At 66.1% G+C, this 17,931-nt stretch carries 12 protein-coding genes and 1 tRNA gene; 4 read left to right on the top strand and 9 right to left on the bottom strand.

The window, feature by feature from the left end; all coding sequences use genetic code 11:
* Positions 1–3: 3 nt before the first annotated feature.
* Together ACXYMN_RS02145 and ACXYMN_RS02140 are read left to right on the top strand one after the other, a co-directional pair.
* Positions 4–1,818 (top strand): ABC-F family ATP-binding cassette domain-containing protein, encoded by a 1,815-nt coding sequence (locus ACXYMN_RS02145; protein ID WP_459011750.1) that lies wholly within the window; start codon positions 4–6, stop codon positions 1,816–1,818.
* A gap of 104 nt (positions 1,819–1,922) precedes the next feature.
* Positions 1,923–3,023: an acetoin utilization protein AcuC gene (locus ACXYMN_RS02140; protein WP_459011749.1), complete on the top strand. Its 1,101-nt coding sequence runs from the start codon at positions 1,923–1,925 to the stop codon at positions 3,021–3,023.
* A gap of 16 nt (positions 3,024–3,039) precedes the next feature.
* Here the strand turns inward: ACXYMN_RS02140 and ACXYMN_RS02135 are convergent.
* Positions 3,040–3,113 (bottom strand) — tRNA-Gly (locus tag ACXYMN_RS02135).
* A gap of 171 nt (positions 3,114–3,284) precedes the next feature.
* Between ACXYMN_RS02135 and ACXYMN_RS02130 the strand changes: the two genes are divergently transcribed.
* Complete coding sequence (locus ACXYMN_RS02130; RefSeq protein WP_459011748.1) at positions 3,285–3,494, top strand: hypothetical protein; 210 nt, start codon at positions 3,285–3,287, stop codon at positions 3,492–3,494.
* A 42-nt stretch (positions 3,495–3,536) separates the two neighbouring features.
* On the opposite strand, the gene ACXYMN_RS02125 is transcribed toward ACXYMN_RS02130, so the two are convergent.
* Positions 3,537–4,181, bottom strand: coding sequence for a response regulator transcription factor (locus ACXYMN_RS02125; RefSeq protein ID WP_459011747.1), 645 nt, complete (start codon positions 4,179–4,181; stop codon positions 3,537–3,539).
* Entirely contained in the window at positions 4,178–5,605 is a 1,428-nt protein-coding gene (locus tag ACXYMN_RS02120) for a cache domain-containing protein (RefSeq protein WP_459011745.1), read from the bottom strand. Before ACXYMN_RS02120 ends, ACXYMN_RS02125 begins: the two co-directional genes overlap by 4 nt.
* A gap of 142 nt (positions 5,606–5,747) precedes the next feature.
* Here ACXYMN_RS02120 and ACXYMN_RS02115 point away from each other — a divergent pair, with 142 nt between their 5' ends.
* Complete coding sequence (locus tag ACXYMN_RS02115) at positions 5,748–6,587, top strand: SMP-30/gluconolactonase/LRE family protein (protein WP_459011744.1); 840 nt, start codon at positions 5,748–5,750, stop codon at positions 6,585–6,587.
* 10 nt (positions 6,588–6,597) lie between these two features.
* On the opposite strand, the gene gghA is transcribed toward ACXYMN_RS02115, so the two are convergent.
* From gghA to glgB, 6 genes are all read right to left on the bottom strand, one after another.
* Entirely contained in the window at positions 6,598–8,967 is a 2,370-nt protein-coding gene (gene gghA, locus ACXYMN_RS02110; protein ID WP_459011743.1) for a glucosylglycerol hydrolase, read from the bottom strand.
* A gap of 21 nt (positions 8,968–8,988) precedes the next feature.
* Positions 8,989–10,620 carry an alpha-D-glucose phosphate-specific phosphoglucomutase gene (locus ACXYMN_RS02105; RefSeq protein WP_459011742.1) on the bottom strand — a complete coding sequence of 544 codons (1,632 nt, stop codon included), beginning with the start codon at positions 10,618–10,620 and terminating at the stop codon, positions 8,989–8,991.
* A 100-nt stretch (positions 10,621–10,720) separates the two neighbouring features.
* Positions 10,721–12,811: a glycogen debranching protein GlgX gene (gene glgX, locus ACXYMN_RS02100; protein ID WP_459011741.1), complete on the bottom strand. Its 2,091-nt coding sequence runs from the start codon at positions 12,809–12,811 to the stop codon at positions 10,721–10,723.
* A complete protein-coding gene (gene glgA / locus ACXYMN_RS02095) occupies positions 12,808–14,214 on the bottom strand; it encodes a glycogen synthase GlgA (RefSeq protein WP_459011740.1) in 1,407 nt (468 codons plus the stop codon). Before glgA ends, glgX begins: the two co-directional genes overlap by 4 nt.
* Complete coding sequence (gene glgC / locus ACXYMN_RS02090; protein WP_459011739.1) at positions 14,211–15,476, bottom strand: glucose-1-phosphate adenylyltransferase; 1,266 nt, start codon at positions 15,474–15,476, stop codon at positions 14,211–14,213. Before glgC ends, glgA begins: the two co-directional genes overlap by 4 nt.
* A gap of 262 nt (positions 15,477–15,738) precedes the next feature.
* Entirely contained in the window at positions 15,739–17,922 is a 2,184-nt protein-coding gene (glgB, locus tag ACXYMN_RS02085; protein WP_459011737.1) for a 1,4-alpha-glucan branching protein GlgB, read from the bottom strand.
* Between the last annotated feature and the right edge of the window lie 9 nt (positions 17,923–17,931).

Here is a 17,931-nt window from a genome sequence, read left to right as displayed (position 1 = left end):
GCCATGGCACAGGCACCCCTTTTACAGCTTTCGGATATCTCGCTCACCTTCGGCGGCGAGCCGGTCTTCGCCGATCTGAGCCTCGTTGTGCAACCGGGCGACCGGGTGGCGCTGGTGGGTCGGAACGGGTCGGGCAAGTCGACCCTGATGAAGGTCATGGCAGGGCTGGTCGAGGCCGACACCGGCACCCGTGTCGTGCCGCCGGGCACCTCGGTCGGCTACATGGAGCAGGATCCGGACTTTTCGGGCTTCGCGACGCTGGGCGATTTCGCCGCCTCCGAGCTGGAACCGGGCGAGATGTACCGCGTCGAGGCGGCATCCGAGGGTTTGAAATTCGACCCCGCGCGCCCGGTCGAGACGGCGTCGGGCGGCGAACGTCGGCGCGCGGCACTGGCCAAGCTGATGGCAGAGGATCCCGACCTTCTGCTGCTGGACGAACCCACCAACCACCTCGATATCGAGGCGATCCGCTGGCTCGAGACCGAGTTGAAATCGACCCGCAAGGCCTTCGTGCTGATCAGCCACGACCGCCGCTTCCTGGCCGAGCTGACGCGCGCCACGCTGTGGATCGACCGGGGGGCGGTGCGCCGCCGCGAGGAGGGCTTTACCGCCTTCGAGGCCTGGCGCGACAAGGTCTGGGAAGACGAGGACATGCAGCGCCACAAGATGGACCGCAAGATCAAGGCCGAGGCGCGTTGGGCGGTCGAGGGTATCTCGGCCCGGCGCACGCGCAACCAGGGCCGGGTGCGGGCGTTGCAGGCCCTGCGCGCGGAACGCTCGGGCATGATCCGCCGGCAGGGGGCCGCGGCGATGGACCTGGCGGCGGGGCCAAGCTCGGGCAAGAAGGTGATCGAGGCCGAGGGCCTGTCCAAGACCTTCGGCGGCAAGCTGATCCTGAAGGATTTCTCGATCAAGATCGAACGCGGCGACCGGGTGGCCTTTGTCGGCCCGAACGGCGTCGGCAAGACCACCCTGATCCGCATGCTGATGGGCGAGGAAGCCCCCGATGCGGGCACCGTCAAGCTGGGCACCAAGCTGGTGCCTGCGGTCTTCGACCAGGCCCGCGCGCGGCTCGATGGCGACATGTCGCTGTGGGAAAACCTGACAGGCGATCCGGAAATGGGCGTCTCGGGCAAGGCCGACCAGATCCTCGTGCGCGGCCAGCCCAAGCATGTCGTCGGCTACCTCAAGGAGTTCCTGTTCGATGAACGCCGGGTGCGTGCGCCGGTGCGGTCGCTGTCGGGCGGCGAAAAGGCGCGGCTCCTGCTGGCTAAGATCATGGCGCGGGAATCCAATCTGCTGGTGCTGGACGAACCGACCAACGATCTCGATGTCGAAACGCTCGATCTGTTGCAGGATCTGCTGGGTGATTATGCGGGCACGGTGCTGCTGGTCAGCCACGACCGCGATTTCCTCGACCGGGTGGCGACCACGACCGTCGCGATGGAGGGCGACGGGCGCGCGGTGGTCTATGCCGGTGGCTGGTCGGACTACCAGTTCCAGCGCGGCCCCTCGGCGGACGCGGTGCAGCGTGCCAGGGGGGCCGATGCCGCCCGCGCCGCCAATCCCAAGCCCAAACCGAAACCGGCGGGCCTCAGCTTCTCCGAGAAGCATCGCCTTGAGGAATTGCCCGCCGTGATCGCCCGGATCGAGGCCGAGATCGGCAAGTTGAACGATCTGCTGTCCGACCCGCAGCTGTTCACCCGCGAGCCGGTCAAGTTCCGCAAGGCAACCGAGGCGCTGGCCGAACGCCAGGACCGCCTGTCCGCCGCCGAAGAGGAATGGCTGGCGCTGGAAGAAAAGGCCGAGGCGGGCTAGGCGCGTATGGTCGGCGCGCAGATCCGCACCATCGGTCGGCCGCCGCGGCAGCCGCAGTCGTTCGCGGGGTTGGCAGCGTGCGAAGCCGGGTTACCTTGGCCGCCATGACAGCCGCGCTTTTCATCGGATCGACCATCTATCGCGGCTCGAGCTACGGGGCGCTGCATCCGCTGTCGATCCCGCGGGTGCCGACGGTGATCGACCTCGCGCGCGGCCTCGGATGGTTGCCGCCCGCGCGCTACAGGACCAGCCCGCGCGCCAAGCCAGCCTCGTTGCTGGGCTTTCACACGCCAGACTATATCGATGCGCTGGTCGCCGCCGAGGCGGCGCAGGCGGTGGATGCGTCGGTGCGCGACCGCCACGGCCTTGGCACCCTGTCGAACCCGGTCTTTCCCGAAATGTACCGCCGTCCGGCCACTGCGGCGGGCGGCGGCATGCTGGCGGCGGACCTCGTGGCCGGGGGCGGTATCGTCTACAACCCGGGCGGTGGCACCCATCACGGCCATCCCGACCGCGCCCACGGCTTTTGCTACATCAACGAGCCTGTGCTGACGATCCAGCGGCTGCTGGCCCAGGGCCTCGGGCGCATCGTCTATATCGACATCGACGCGCATCATTCGGATGGGGTCGAGCCTGCCTTCGCGGGATCGACCAAGGTGCGGATGATTTCGTGCCACGAGGAGAACCGCTGGCCGTTCACCGGCAGGCTCGAGGACACCGCCGGGGGCGCGGCGTTCAACCTGCCGCTGCCGCGCGGGGCCAATGACAGCGATTTTGCGCTGTTTCTGGACGAGGTGATGCTGCCCGCGACGCAGGCCTTCGCGCCGGACGCGATCTTCCTGCAATGCGGGGCCGACGCGGTGACCGAGGATCCGCTGTCGCGGCTGGCGCTGTCGAACAACGCCCATATCCGCACGGTGGCGGCCCTGATGGGGATGGCGCCGCGGCTGATCGTGTCGGGTGGCGGCGGCTACAATCCCTGGAGTGTGGCGCGGCTCTGGACCTGTGTCTGGGCGACGCTGTCGGGGCAGGTCATCCCGGCGCAGCTGCCCCGGACCGCCGAACAGACGCTGCGCAACCTTGACTGGGCGCGCAAGGCCCGTCCGGGCGCGGCACTGCTGACCACCCTGCGCGATGCGCCGCGCGAGGGCCCGGTCTCGGACGCGGTGCGGGCGCGGGTGGCGCATCTGAAGGCGCGGATCTGAGTGGCGGGGAGGGGGCTGGAGCGGGTGAAGGGAATCGAACCCTCGTCGTCAGCTTGGGAAGCTGCTGCTCTACCATTGAGCTACACCCGCGAGGCCCATCCATCTAGCATCGCCCGCCCGCCGGGTTCAAGCGCCAACGCACGCCGTGTGTGCGCCTTTGTAACAGACGGACGCGGCTTCGTGACTTGCCCGGAACCCGGCCTTGGCGCATGATCTGAACAGGACAGTTCAGTTCCGGCGAAGGGCCGGAGGAGGCCGAGAATGTCGATGATCGCAAGCTTTACCGACCGCGCCGTTCCGCGCCTGTCGACGCGGGAGTTCACGCTGTGCAAGGCCGCACTTCTGGTGGGCCTGATCGCGCTGGGGCAATGGGCCTCGCATGTAAAGGCGGGCGACGACGGGCACGGCCCGGTCTGGCGCGCGGCCTCATGCGACAGCATCGCCCCGGTTGCGGACGACCGCCAGGTCTGAGCCGAAGGCGCGTCCTGCGGCTTCGGCAAGCGGCGGTTCCCGTTACAGATTGACCCCCGTGCCCTGCAGCACGCCATGGGCCATCGCATAGCGTGTCAGCCCGGCGGTCGAGCTGATGCCAAGCTTGCGCTTGATGTTCTTGCGATGCGTCTCGACCGTGCGGATCGAGATATCGAGCGCCGCCGCCACGTCCTTGTTGGTCTTGCCCTGCGCCAGTTGCAGAAGGATCGTCTGTTCGCGGTTGGTAAGTTGCTCGCGCTCGGTGCCTTCCGAAGGCGCGATGGCCCCTTCGGCCCCTACGCAGAGATAACGTTCTCCGGCATGGACGCGGTCGATGGCGATCTTGATCTCGTCGCTTGGCACATCCTTGAGCACGTAGCCCATCGCGCCGTGCCCCAGCGCCGTGCGGATATATTCCGGACTGTCATGCATCGACAGGATCAGGATGCGCGTTTCCGGGCGTTGCTCGAGGATGATCTCGGTCGCGGACAGACCGGACAGCCCGGGCATGTTCAGATCCATCAGGATCACATCGGGACCGAGGTCGCCAAGCCGGTCGATCATCTGCTGGGCGTCCGACAGCGTGGCGATGACAGAGATGTCGTCGTAGGACTCGAGGATGGCCGTGATGCCCTCGGCGATCATCGGATGATCATCGACCACGACGACGCGGGTTGGCTGGGTCATGCGCGTTTCCTGTGTTCGGTCTGGGGCTGCGTCCCTTCGGGGGGCAGCATGTGGGTCAGCGGCACCTCGGCCTCGATCACGGTGCCGGACCGCGCCGACAGCACCCGCAGCGTGCCGCCGAGGTGGTCCATCCGTTCCTGCATGTTGCGCAGGCCGATGCCCCGACGGGTGCGCGCCAAGGTGTCGTCGCGCAGGCCCTTGCCATTGTCCGACAGCCGCAGGGTCGCGCCGTGCTTGTGGCCGCGCAGGTCGACCTCGACGCGGGTCGCTTCGGAATGGCGCTCGATATTGGTCAGCGCCTCCTGGGCGATGCGGTAGAGCGCGATCTTGGCCTCGTCGTCAAGGCGGTTGCGGAAGACCACGGTCTCGAAGTGCACGGCGATGCCGGTGCGGGCGCGGAAATCCTCGCACAGGGCCTTGAGCGCGGGACCAAGGCCGAGATCGTCCAGCACGCCGGGGCGCAGATCGCGGCTGATCCGGCGCACCTCCTGGATCGCGCCGGCCAGATGCTCGACGCCCTGGTCCAGCGTGTCGGCGGCGCGCGCATCGCCGGTCTGCAGCCGCCGCCGCGCGATATCGAGGGCGTATTTCACCCCCACAAGGATCTGGCTGATGCCGTCGTGCAATTCGCGCGCGACGCGGCCGCGTTCCTCTTCCTGGGTGTCGAGCACCCTTTGCGTCAACTCGCGCAGGCGGGCATCGGCCTGCCGCCGTTCGCGCAGGTTCATGATCAGCCCCGACAGGAACACGCCGAGCAATGCGATCAGCGTGATCAGACCGATGTAGAAAAACGTGCGCTCGACCCTGCGTTCGACCTCGGCGCGGGTGGCGGCGACGCTTTCGACGACGTCATCGATGAAGACGCCGGTGCCCACCGCCCATTGCCAGGACGGGAACGAGGTGACGTAGCTGATCATGCGCGCCTCTTCCCCGGTGGCGGATTTGGGCCAGAGGTATTCGTGATAGCCCGCCCCCTGCCGCGCGATGCGGATCAATTCGTCGGTGATCGGCGTGCCGTCGCTGTCGGTGAGGCCGGTCCAGTTGCGGTTGATCATGTCGGTGCGTCGCGGGCTGACAAGGTTGGTGCCGTCATAGTCGTAGACGAAGAAAAACCCCTCATCGCCATAGATCATGGCCGCCAGGATCTGCTTGACCTGTTCGCGCGCGGCCTGGTCGTTGGGGGCGGCAGAGCCATAGACGAAATAGAAGCCGTTGCGCGCCTGGGTGACGTAGTTCTTGAGTTCCGCCTTCTTGGCCTCGATCAACTGCGTCTCGAGGCTGCGGATTTCGCGGTCGGCCAGCGCGCGGGCCTGATGCGCCACGAGATAGGCAATCGCCGACACTGCGAGGATGAGCGGCAGGGCAGCCAGAAGAAAGAACTTCTGGCTGTAGCGCAGTTTCAACCGGTTGAGGATCGCCGACATATGCGTGCCTAGCGCGGAAGCCGGGGGCTTGAAAAGTGGCATCTTCGTGAGGCGCGACCCCGGTCCGGGCAATGGGGCGCGGCAGGGGTGGCAAAGCGGGACGCATTCCATCAGGATGATGCCACCACGGGATGGAGGCACCATGATCCTGAGCGATACGGTCTGTGCGTTGGGCGAGGGCGCGCTCTGGCACCCGAAGAAAGCGGCGCTTTACTGGTTCGATATTCTCGGCAAGCGACTGTTCGAGCATGACGGCCAGCGCCAGCGCGACTGGCGGTTCGACACCCATGTCTCGGCGGCGGGCTGGGTCGACGGCACCCGTTTGCTGATCGCGGACGAGCGCGCGCTGTTCGTCTTCGACACCGAAGCCGAGACCCGCGAAGATGTGGTCGAGCTTGAGGCGGACCGCGACGAGATGCGATCGAACGATGGCCGCACCGACCCCTGGGGCGGGTTCTGGATCGGCACCATGCGCAAGGACGAGGGCGGCAGCGACGGGGCCATCTACCGGTTTTACCGTGGCGAATTGCGCCAGCTTTACAAAGGCCTTGCGATCCCCAACGCGATTTCTTTCGCGCCGGCGGGTCATGCCTATTTCTGCGACACCCGCGCACGGCAGATCATGCGCGTGGCGCTGGATGACGCGGGCTGGCCCGCCGAGGAGCCGACGGTCTTCGTCGATCTTCGCGACGACGAATTGAACCCCGACGGCGCGGTGGTGGACAGCCAGGGCAACCTCTGGAACGCGCAATGGGGGGCCGGTCGGGTGGCCTGCTACAGCCCCGAGGGCGCGTTCATGACGGCGATCGGCGTTCCGGCGGGGCAGGTGACCTGCCCGGCCTTCGGCGGGGCGGACCTGTCAACGCTCTACATCACCTCGGCGGCGCATGGCGCGCCCGACAACGACCGCCTGACCGGGGTGACCTTTGCGGTGCCGACCGGGTTCAAGGGGCAGCGGGCAAGCCAGGTGATCCTGCCGTAGCGACAAGGCCCTATGGCGTCCGGGTAAAGACCAGCGCCATGGAATCCCCGAGCGCGATGGGGCCGGATGTATAGTCCGCGGCGATGCCCGGGCTGCGCAGCGCACAGGTCCAGCCCGCGCCATCGGTGCCCGGCACGCCCAGCTCCAGCGGGTCAAGATCTGCCGTCGGTTTGCCCTCCATGTGGATCACCGCGTAGATCTGTTCACCGTGCGGGCCATGGCGCAGCGACGTGAAGACGGTGCGTCCGTTTAGCGGCTCGAGGTAGCCAAAGTGGTCGCCGGGGCCGTAGTTCTGGCGCAGCCAGGGCCGCGCGGCACGAAATTCCCGCAGCGCCAGCGTGTAGGCGCATTGCACCGGATCGAGACTGCCCAGCGAATGGGTGATGTTGCAGTATTCGTGCATGTCATCCATCCAGGCCCGTGCGATCTTCTTCAGGCTTTCGACGGAATAGACCGGCCCGGCCAGCTTCGGCTCGGTGGTGTTCAGCAGCCGCGCGATATCCTCGAGGTCGTAATCGGTGACCTCGACCAGTGCGGGCAGGAAGGTCAGAAAGCGCGCCAGGTCCTCGCGCGTCTCGTATCCGAGGGCTTTCAAGCGGTTGAAATTGCCCGGTATCGAAAAGGCATATTCGTCGATTTGCCAACGCAGTGAGATGGCTTCTTCAGCCACAACCTTAACACCGTAGCGGTCGTCCTGGTTGCGCACGAATCCCCAGGATGCCCGCGCCATGGCATTCAGGAAATCCATCGGCACGCCGGGCAGCGTGACATAGGTCATCGTATGCACGGCGGGGTTGTCATAGGCCTTGTCGAGAATCTCCATCCGGGTTTGGCCGAGGCGCGTATTGATGTTCATCTTCGGGCTGACCTGGGTGCCGCGCCGCAGCGTGTCATGGTTCGAGGTGCCCGATATCCAGTTCGCGCCGACGCTCAGGCATTCTTTGATGCGCCAGTATTTGCCCAGCCAGAAAGTGTACAGAAACGGGGTGTTATGGGCAAACGTTAAGGGACCCCACTGGAAGACGTCATCGTCGCGCTGACGCTCGATCACGGATCGGTAGGTCGATGACAGCTCCCAGTCCTCCTCGGGCCAGGGGCGGCCGTCCTCGAAGATGAACCAGGGGCGGTAGTCGGTGCCCGCGACGGTCTGCACGATGTCCGACATGCTTTGCAGGTAGTCATCGTCGTGGCGCAGTTCCTGCGATGTGGCATCCCAGTACTTGAAATCCTGCGCGCCATCGACCCGCACGCCATCGGCGCCGAAGTTCACCTTGCGGCGCTGCATTTCAAGCAGAATGGCCCGGACAGAGGGGTTCTGGTAGTCGAGGTTCTGCCCGTACATGTTTGGTCCGGCAAAGAAATGTCCGCCCAGAACGCGCAAACCCTGGTTGTCGGAATGGCCGTAGACCACGTCAAGCACCAGCTTCTTGGGGCGGTCGGGAAAGCTGTGCAGAACGCAGGCCAGATCGACCAGTTCATCCGGGCGTCCGGTTTCGAGCAGGCAGGGATTGACCGTCGCCATGCCCGCGATGACGGTGTCATATCCCCAGTTCGTCGTGTCGGGACGCAAGAGCGACACGGTCACCTGATCGTCCGGGCCCGCGCGTTCCTGCCAGAAGTCCGGCCCGGTTTCGTAGACGGTGGTCGGCTCCACCGGCAGCAACTGCACGCTGTCGTATCCCATGAAAAGCTGGTCCGCAGGCTCAAGCGGCAGACCCGCCGCGACCCTTGCGGCCAGCCGTTCGAACTGGCGCGTCAGATCGGCAAGGGTGCCGCCCGCGGTGGCGGTGGGCACATGGATCTGCAGGATGTTCGAGACGGGACCGAACTTGTGCGGCGTGTCGCCCCTGAGCGCGTCCCAATAGGCCCGGTCGGTGCGCGCCGCCTGCATCGCCTCTACGTCGTAAAGCTCGGCCGGGGCCATCGCGCCGAAGGGCAGGGACATCGCCAGCGGGTCGAGGATGCGGTGCCAGGTATCCTCGGCATCGCGCCAGCAGAGCGCGTAGAAATCGCCCAGAGCGTCGCGGCTGCCCGCATTCATTCCGCGCACAACCGCAAAACAATGCGCCTCGGTGCGGATCACCGGCAGGTAGACCCGTTCGAAGGCCACCTCTTGATGCGCGCGGGTCAGATCGAGCGGTGCGGTCGGGGCCAGCACCTCGAGGAAGATGTCCCCCGAGGGCACGCGGGCATCCTGCAATTCCGGCACCCAGAAGCCGAACCTGGCCACGCCGTCCGCACCTACCTGCCCCCCGAGATCGCGCGCGATGGCGGTCTCGGCCATGAACCGGGTCTGCGCCGTCATCAGCGTCTCTTCGCAGGCGCGCGCCATGGCTTCCGAGGCCGGGGCGTCGAAAACGATACGGTCGTTGAGGGCCATTGTGCCTCCGTGGGGTCAGGATCAGGTCGTCACATCGGGGGCGTCCCGGCCGGTCCGCGACTTGATCTCGGCCAGGGCCTCCGCGGCGGCGATGACCGGGGCCAGCGCCTCTTCGGGGGCAAGGTCGAGCTTGGCGGGATCGGTCTCGGCACGTTCGAGATAGACCCGCAGGGTCGCGCCCTCGGTGCCGGTGCCCGACAGGCGGAATACCATGCGGCCGGCGTCCGACAAGGTGATGCGGATTCCCTGTCCCTCCGAGCGGCTGTTGTCCACCGGATCGTCATAGGCAAATTCGTCCGCCGCCTCGACGGTCAGATCACCGGCGCTGGTGCCGGGCAGGGTGGCCAGATTGTCGCGCAGATGCGCCATCAACCCTTCGGCGGCCTTGGCGTCGACATCTTCGTAATCGTGGCGCGAATAGTAGTTGCGCCCGTATTGCTTCCAGTGTGCCGCCATCAGATCGGCGACCGAGGTCTTCTTGACCGCGAGGATGTTGAGCCAGAACAGCACCGCCCAAAGCCCGTCCTTTTCGCGCACATGGTCCGATCCGGTGCCGGCGCTCTCCTCGCCGCAGATGGTGACGCGGCCCGCATCCAGCAGGTTGCCGAAGAACTTCCAGCCGGTCGGCGTCTCGTAGCACCGGATCCCCAGCGCGTCGGCCACCCGGTCCAGCGCGCGGGACGTGGGCATCGACCGTGCGACGCCCTTGAGCCCGTCCTTGTAGGCCGGCACCAGGGTGGCATTCGCCGCCAGCACCGCGACGCTGTCGGACGGTGTCACATAGGCATTGGCCCCCACGACCATGTTGCGGTCGCCGTCGCCATCGGACGCGGCCCCGAAATCGGGGGCATTGTCGCCGTACATCTCGTCCATCAGCGCCTTCGCCCAGATCGGATTGGGATCGGGGTGGCCTTCGCCGAAGTCGGGCAGCGGAACGCCGTTGATGACGGTGCCTTTTTCCGCGCCCAGCGTGTCTTCCAGAATGGCGTGCGCATAGGGGCCGGTGACCGCGTGCATGGCGTCAAAGCGCATCCGGAAGCCGCCTGCGAAAAGCGCGCGGATCGCGTCGAAATCGAAGATGCGTTCCATCATGGCGCTGTAATCGGCGACCGGGTCGACCACCTCGATCTCGGTCTTGCCCAGCATCGTGGTGCCCGGCGCGGACAGGTCGATATCCTGGCTCTCGGCGATGAAGTAGCGAATGCAGCTTTGCGTGGCGGCGTGGATCTTGGCGGTGACGCCTTCGGGCGCGGGGCCACCGTTGGCGGTGTTGTACTTGACGCCGAAGTCGCCCTCGGGGCCGCCGGGGTTATGCGATGCGGACAGGATGATGCCGCCATCGGCACCGCGCGTGCGAATGAGGTTCGACGCGGCCGGCGTGGACAGGATCGCGCCGGTGCCGACGATGACCTTGGCCGCGCCGGAGGCCGCCGCCATGCGCAGGACGACCTGCGCCGCGCGGTCGTTGAAATAGCGCCCGTCGCCGCCCAGCACGATGGTCTTGCCATCGACGCCGCCGATGCCGTCCCAGATGCACTGGATGAAATTCTCGAGGAAGTGCGCGCCCATGAAGGTGCGGGTTTTCTTGCGCAACCCCGAAGTGCCCGGTTTCTGCCCGTCGATCGGGCGGGTTTCGACTGTAACGATGTCCATCTCGGCTCCTCCTCAGAGTTCAATGTTTCGGTCAATGGCGTTGCGCCAAGCATGAAGGCTGGGCGCGGAATGACAAGGGGCCGTCGGAACCGGTCTGTCCCTAGGCGTCGATCGCCTCGAGAACGCAGGCCAGAACCGACGGTCCGACGAGGTCGAGGTCGCCCTTGACCGGCGTCGGCGCGGCCTCGGGGCGGGTGGTGTCGATGTGGCGCACCCAGACCTTGCCCCTGGGGGCCTTGGGCAGGGTCAGGGTGATCGGTCCACCGGCGTTGAACGCCAGGTACAGCGCGTCCTCACGCTGGGCATAGGGCGGTGTGCCGCTGGCCATACGCATTTCGGCGCAGACCAGGGACCGGTCGGGGTCTTCCCAGTCGGCATCCTGCATCTCGGTGCTGTCCTCGCGCCACCAGAACAGATCGGGGATGCCGTCGAGCACCCGTTCGCGCGCGTGCAGGAACAGCTTCTGACGCAGGATCGGGCGCGCCTTGCGGAACGCGATGAGGCGCTTGGTGAAGGCGTGCAGGTCCGGATCGCACGACCCCCAGTTGAGCCAACCGGTCGCGTTGTCCTGGCAATAGGCGTTGTTGTTGCCGCCTTGCGAATTGCCGAACTCGTCGCCTGCCAGCAGCATCGGCGTGCCCTGGCTCAGCATCAGGGTGGCCAGCATGTTGCGCTGCCGGAGCGCGCGGGCAGCGGTGATGTCGGGATCGTCGGAAGGACCCTCGACGCCGAAGTTGTCCGAGTGGTTGTCGCCGTGTCCGTCGCGGTTGTTCTCGCCGTTGGCCTCGTTGTGACGCTCGACATAGGCGGTTGTGTCGGCCAGCGTGTAGCCGTCATGGGCGGTGATCAGGTTGACGCTGGCGGTGGCGGGACGCCCCGAATGGTCGAATTGCAGCGCCGATCCGGTGATCCGCGCGGCCAGTTCCGCCACCATGCCCGCATCGCCGCGCCAGAAGCGCCGCACCCCGTCGCGATACTTGTCGTTCCATTCCGAGAAGGGTGCCGGAAACGCCCCCACCTGGTAACCGCCGGGGCCGATATCCCAGGGCTCGGCCACCAGCTTGACATGCGCCAGCGTCGGGTCCTGCCGCACTGCGTCGAAAAAGGCGGCACTGGGGTCGAAACCGTCGGCGGTGCGCCCCAGCGTGGCGCAGAGGTCAAAGCGGAACCCGTCGATCCGGAAGGTCTCGACCCAGTAGCGCAGGCTGTCCATCACCATCCGCATCACCATCGGATGCTCGATATTGATGGTGTTGCCGGTGCCGGTGTCGTTGATGTAGTGCCGCCGGTTCTCGGCCAGCCGGTAATAGGCGGCATTGTCGAGACCCCGGAAACACAGCGTCGGGCCAAGCTGGTCGCCCTCGCCGGTGTGGTTGTAGACGACATCGAGCCAGACCTCGATTCCCGCCGCGTGCAGGCGCGCCACCGCGTGCTGCAGGTCCTTCAGACCGCCATCGCTCAGGTAGCGCGGATCGGGGGCGAAAAACCCGATGCTCTGGTAGCCCCAGTAGTTGGTCAGGTCCTTGTCGACGAGAAAGCGGTCGTTGATGAAGGCATGCACCGGCAACAGCTCGACCGCGGTGATGCCCAGGTCGGTCAGGTAGTTGATCATCGCACCCGAGGCCAGCGCCAGCGCGCCGCCCTTGGGGGTCGCTTCGGGAAATTCCTGCGTCAGGCCCTTGAGATGCGCCTCGTAGACGATGGTGTCCTGCATCGCCGTGGCGGGGGCACAGGTGTCGCCCCATGCGAAGCTCGGGTCCTCGACGACGCAGCGCGGCATGTGCGGGGCGCTGTCGCGGGTGTCGAAGGACAGGTCTTCATCGTCATGCCCGCGGGTAAAGCCATAAAGCGAGTCGTTCCAGTCCGGATGGCCGGTCAGACGCTTGGCATAGGGGTCCATCAGCAGCTTGTTGACGTTGAAGCGGTGCCCCTCCTCGGGGTCGTAGGGGCCATCGGCGCGCAGACCGTAAAGCTGCCCGGGCCGGATGCCGGGCAGGTAGCCGTGCCAGACATCGCCGTTCCGCTCGGCCAGGGCGACGCGCTGGATCTCTTCGCTGCCATCCTCGGAAAACAGGCAGACATACATCGCCGTCGCGTTCTGCGAGAAGACGGCGAAATTGGTGCCATCGCCGTCGAACCGCGCACCGAGCGGCGCGGCATGGCCCGGAGCGGGCGGAGTGGTCGGTGTCATTTGGATTGGACGATATCCTGATAGAGCGCGGCATAGGCCCGGGCCGAGACATCCCAACCCACATCCTGTGCCATCGCATTCTTCATCATGCGTTGCCAGACCTTCTGTGTCTGCCACAGGTCATGTAGGCGCGCAAAGGCCCCTGCCAATGCGGATGACGTAACGGGATGGAACTGCACGCCGGTGGCCACCCCTGCGGCCACTGCGGCGGGGTTGGCATCGATCACCGTATCGTTCAGACCGCCGGTGCGCGCGACCAGCGGCAGGGTGCCGTGGCGCAGCCCGTAAAGCTGGGTCAGCCCGCAGGGTTCGAACCGGGACGGCACCAGAATCGCGTCGGCCCCGGCGATCATGCGTCGCGACAGCGCCTCGTCGTAGCCGATCCTGACGCCGATGCCCTCATGCGCGGCGGCGTCGCGGAACGCGGCTTCCAGACCGGGATCGCCCGAGCCCAGAAGCGCCAGTTGCCCGCCATGATCGCACAGGGCAGGCAATGCCTCGAGCAACACGTCAAGCCCCTTCTGCTGGCTCAACCGCGAGATCACGACGCAAAGCGGACCGGACCAGTCGGGCAGGCCGAACTCACGGCGCAGCGCCGTCTTGTGCCGCACCTTGCCGCGCGCGGTCTTGTAGGGCGGGGTCCAGGCATCGGTGTCGACCCCGTTGAGAATACCCGACAGATCGCCGCGGCGCGCGTTCAGGATACCCTCCATGCCCATGCCGAACTCGGGCGTAAGCAGTTCCTGCGCATAGGTCGGGCTGACCGTCGCGATGCGATCGGCGGTTGTCAGACCGGCCTTGAGCGCCGAGATCTGGCCCCAGTATTCGAACCCGTCCTCGGTAAAGCCGCTTTGTGGCAGCGCCAGCATCGGCAGCATCGCCGCCGGGGCCATGCCCTGGAACGCGATATTGTGGATCGACAGCAGCGTCCCGACGGCGTCGGTTCCGGTCATGTCGCGCAGGTAGACCGGTGCGAGCCCGGCCTGCCAGTCATGCAGGTGCAGCACCTGCGGCCGCCAGCCCGCGACCCCCTTGGCCGCGATCAGCGCCGCGGCGTAGGACAGGGCGGCAAACCGCACAGGGTTGTCGGGCCAGTCGATGCCGTTCGCATCGAGATACGGGCTGCCGTCGCGGTCGAAAAGATGCGGTGCATCGAGCGCGTAAAGAACCGTCTCGCCCAGGCTGCCCTCGATGAGGCGCGCGTCAGCGCCGAAGAGAGGGCCCAGCGCATGGGTCTTGCCGCCCGAAAGGGCGGCCTTGACCGCCGGATAGGCCGGGATCAGCGTGCGCATCTCGACGCCAAGCGGGGCCAGCGCCCCGGGCAGGGCGCCGGCGACATCCGCGAGCCCGCCGGTCTTGACCAGCGGTACGCATTCCGAGGCGACAGACAGGACCCGTGTCATGACTCCGCAGCGCGCGCGTCCAGCATGTCCTGCGTGATCAGTGTCACGCCGCCGTCGGACACGCGGAACCACTTGGCATCCTCGACCGGGTCCTCGCCGACCACCAGCCCTTCGGGAATATGCACGCCGCGATCGATCACCACGTTCTTCAGCCGTGCCTTGCGCGACACATAGACGTAAGGCAGCACCACCGCCCGCACCAGCGAGGAATAGGAATTGGTGTGCACCTGCGTGTGCAGCAGCGACTCGCGGATCTCGGACCCCGAGATGATGCACCCGCCCGAAATCAGCGACGAGATCGCCAAGCCGCGGCGGTCGGCCTCGTCATGGATGAACTTCGCGGGCGGCACCGATTCCGAATAGGTCCAGATCGGCCAGGACGTGTCCCAGAGGTCGAGGTCCGGCGAAAAGGTCGTGAGGTCCAGGTTGGCCTTCCAGAAGGCGTCCACCGTGCCCACGTCGCGCCAATAGGCCGGGGCGTCGTCGTTGGCGCGCACGCAGCTGTCGGTAAAGCGATGCGCCTGCGCCTTGCCGCCCTTGACGATCTCGGGGATCAGGTCGTTGCCGAAATCGTGGCTGGAGTTTTCGTCCTCGGCATCCTTGAGCAGCAGCTCGCGCAGGAATTTCCAGTTGAAGACGTAGATCCCCATCGAGGCCAGCGTCACGGTCGGGTCGTCCGGCGTGCCCGGCGGGTCCGCGGGCTTTTCCAGGAACGAGGTGATGACGTCGTTTTCGTCGATCGCCATGACCCCGAAGGCCGAGGCCTCTTCGCGCGGCACCGTCAGGCAGCCGATGGTCACGTCCGCCTTGGCATCGACGTGCTGGCGCAGCATCAGCTCGTAATCCATCTTGTAGATGTGGTCACCGGCCAGGATCACCACGTAATCGACGTCATAGCTGTCGACGATATCGACGTTCTGGGCCACCGCGTCGGCGGTGCCGCGATACCACATCGATTCCGCCACGCGCTGCGACGCCGGAAGGATGTCGAGAAATTCGTTGCGCTCGGCGCGAAAGAAGCTCCAGCCGCGCTGGCAATGGCGGATCAGGGAATGCGCCTTGTACTGCGTCGCGATCGCCATTTTCCGGATGCCGGAATTGAGCGCGTTCGACAGGGCGAAATCCACGATCCGCGTCTTGCCGCCGAAATAGACCGCCGGTTTCACCCGCCTGTCGGTCAGTTCCTTGAGCCGAGAGCCGCGCCCGCCCGCAAGCACAAAGGCCATCGATCGGCTCGATAGTCGCTTTGAAGTGTCTGCCATGTCGTCCTCCCTGACTGTCCGGTCCGACGTCTGTCGCGCCGTCACGAGGACACACTTTGCAGACTGGACACCGGTCTGGCTAGTGGCCGCGCGAAAAATTGTGATTGCGCTAACGGATTATTTGTCCCGCGCGGCAAGATCCCGGGACCGCGAACCGCCGAAACGACTCCGGAACCGCCGGGCCGACCGGCGCGGGGCGGCATCCGGTGGCATCCGGTGGCTTGTGGCGGGACCGGGTGCGGGGCGACCGGTTTCGGGCAGCTCAGTCCTTGATCAGGAACACCGCCGACAGCGGCGGCAGGTAGACCTCGGCCGATGCGGGCAGCCCGTGGCTCGGGGCATCCGTTGCCGTCACGCCGCCCATGTTGCCACGATCCGCACCGCCGTATAGCGCGGCATCGGTGTTGAGCGCCTCTCGCCAGCGCCCTTCCGACGGCAAGCCGATCCTGTAATGGCTCTGTTCGACCGGGGTGAAGTTGCACAGCACCACAACCTCGGCGTCGCCTGCATTGCCCTTGCGCCGCCATGCGAAGACCGACCGCGAGGCGTCGTTCTCTTCGATCCACTGGAAGCCCTCGGGGTCGCAATCCTTGACGTGCAGCGCCGGTGTCGCGGCATAAAGCGCGTTCAGATCGCGCACCAGCGCCTGTATTCCGCCGTGGGACGGGGTTTCCAGCAGGTGCCAGGGCAGCGACGTGTCATGGTTCCATTCCGAAGGCTGGGCAAATTCCTGACCCATGAACAGCAGCTTCTTGCCCGGGTGGCCCCACATGAAGCCGTAATAGGCGCGCAGGTTGGCGAACCGTTCCCAGTCATTGCCGGGCATCCGCCCCAGCATCGACCCCTTGCCATGCACCACCTCGTCATGGCTGATCGGCAGCACGAAGTTCTCCGAAAAGGCGTAGACCAGCCCGAAGGTCATCTGGCTGTGGTGATGCTGGCGGTAGATCGGGTCTTTCTGGATGTAGTCGAGCGTGTCGTTCATCCAGCCCATGTTCCACTTGAACCCGAAGCCGAGCCCGCCGTCATGGACCGGTTGCGAAACCTTGGGAAACGAGGTGGATTCCTCGGCCACGGTCATGATGCCGGGATGCGCTCCGTAGGTTTCGGTATTCATCGTCCGCAGCACGTCGATGGCTTCGTAGTTTTCGCGCCCGCCATCCTTGTTGGGCACCCATTCGCCCGCGTCGCGGGAATAGTCGCGGTAGAGCATCGAGGCCACGGCATCGACGCGCAGCCCGTCGACGTGATATTCCTCAAGCCAATACAAAGCGTTGGACGTCAGGAAGTTCTTCACCTCGCGGCGACCGTAATTGTAGATCAGGGTGTTCCAGTCCTGATGAAAGCCCTCGCGCGGGTCGGCGTGTTCATAAAGCGCCGTGCCGTCGAACTGGCCCAGCCCGTGCTTGTCGGTCGGAAAATGGCCCGGCACCCAGTCGAGAATGATGCCCACGCCCGCCTTGTGCGCGGCATTGACCAGATCGCGAAACTCGTGCGGCGGCCCGTGGCGCACCGTGGGCGCGAACAGGCCCACCGGCTGATAGCCCCAGGAGCCGTCAAAGGGATATTCCGAGATCGGCATCAGCTCGATATGGGTAAAGCCCATGTCGGTGACGTAATCGACCAGTTCCGTCGCCGCCTCGATATAGGAGATGCGGCGATTGTCGGCCTTGCGCTTCCACGACCCCAGATGCACCTCGTAGACCGAGATCGGCGCATCGCGGCTGTTGCGCGCGGCACGGTCCGTCATCCATGTGTCATCCGACCAGCCATAGCCCGCGATGTCGCGCACCACCGATGCATTCTCGGGCGGGTGCTGCGATCCGAAGCCCAAGGGGTCGGACTTCAGCGGCATGATGTCGCCCTGCGCGCCGATCAGTTCGTACTTGTAGGCGGCCCCTTCGCCGACGCCGGGCACGAAATGTTCCCACACGCCGGTGGCACCGCGCCGCCGCATCAGGTGGCGCCGTCCGTCCCAGCCGTTGAAATCCGCCACGATCGAGACGCGCCGGGCATTCGGGGCCCAGACCGCGAAATGCGTGCCATGGACACCATCATGGGTCATCACATGCGCACCGAGCGCCTTCCACAGCGCGCGATGCGTGCCCTCGCCAAGCAGGTATTCGTCGATCTCGCCCAGCACCGGGCCGAACCGGTAGGCGTCCTCCATGTCCCAGGTCTTGCCCGCGCCATCGCTGCCGCGCAGCCCGTAGGCGTCGTCGCCCGGCACCGGGCCGCAGAAGATGCCCGGAAGGTCGGCAACGGCGTCCAGCGGATAGGTCTTCTTGCCAATCACCGCAGCCATTTCAGCGGCATGCGGGTCGCACACCGTGACGTGACGGGTGCCCTCGACATCATGCGGCCCCAGGACCGCGAAGGGATCGTCGCTGGTCGCATCGAGGATACGGGCGAGGGCGGGGCGGGGCAAATGCGTGTGACTGACCATGAAATGTAG

It is taken from the genome of Roseivivax sp. CAU 1753, assembly GCF_054482575.1.
This window is presented reverse-complemented; position numbering and strand designations above follow the sequence as displayed.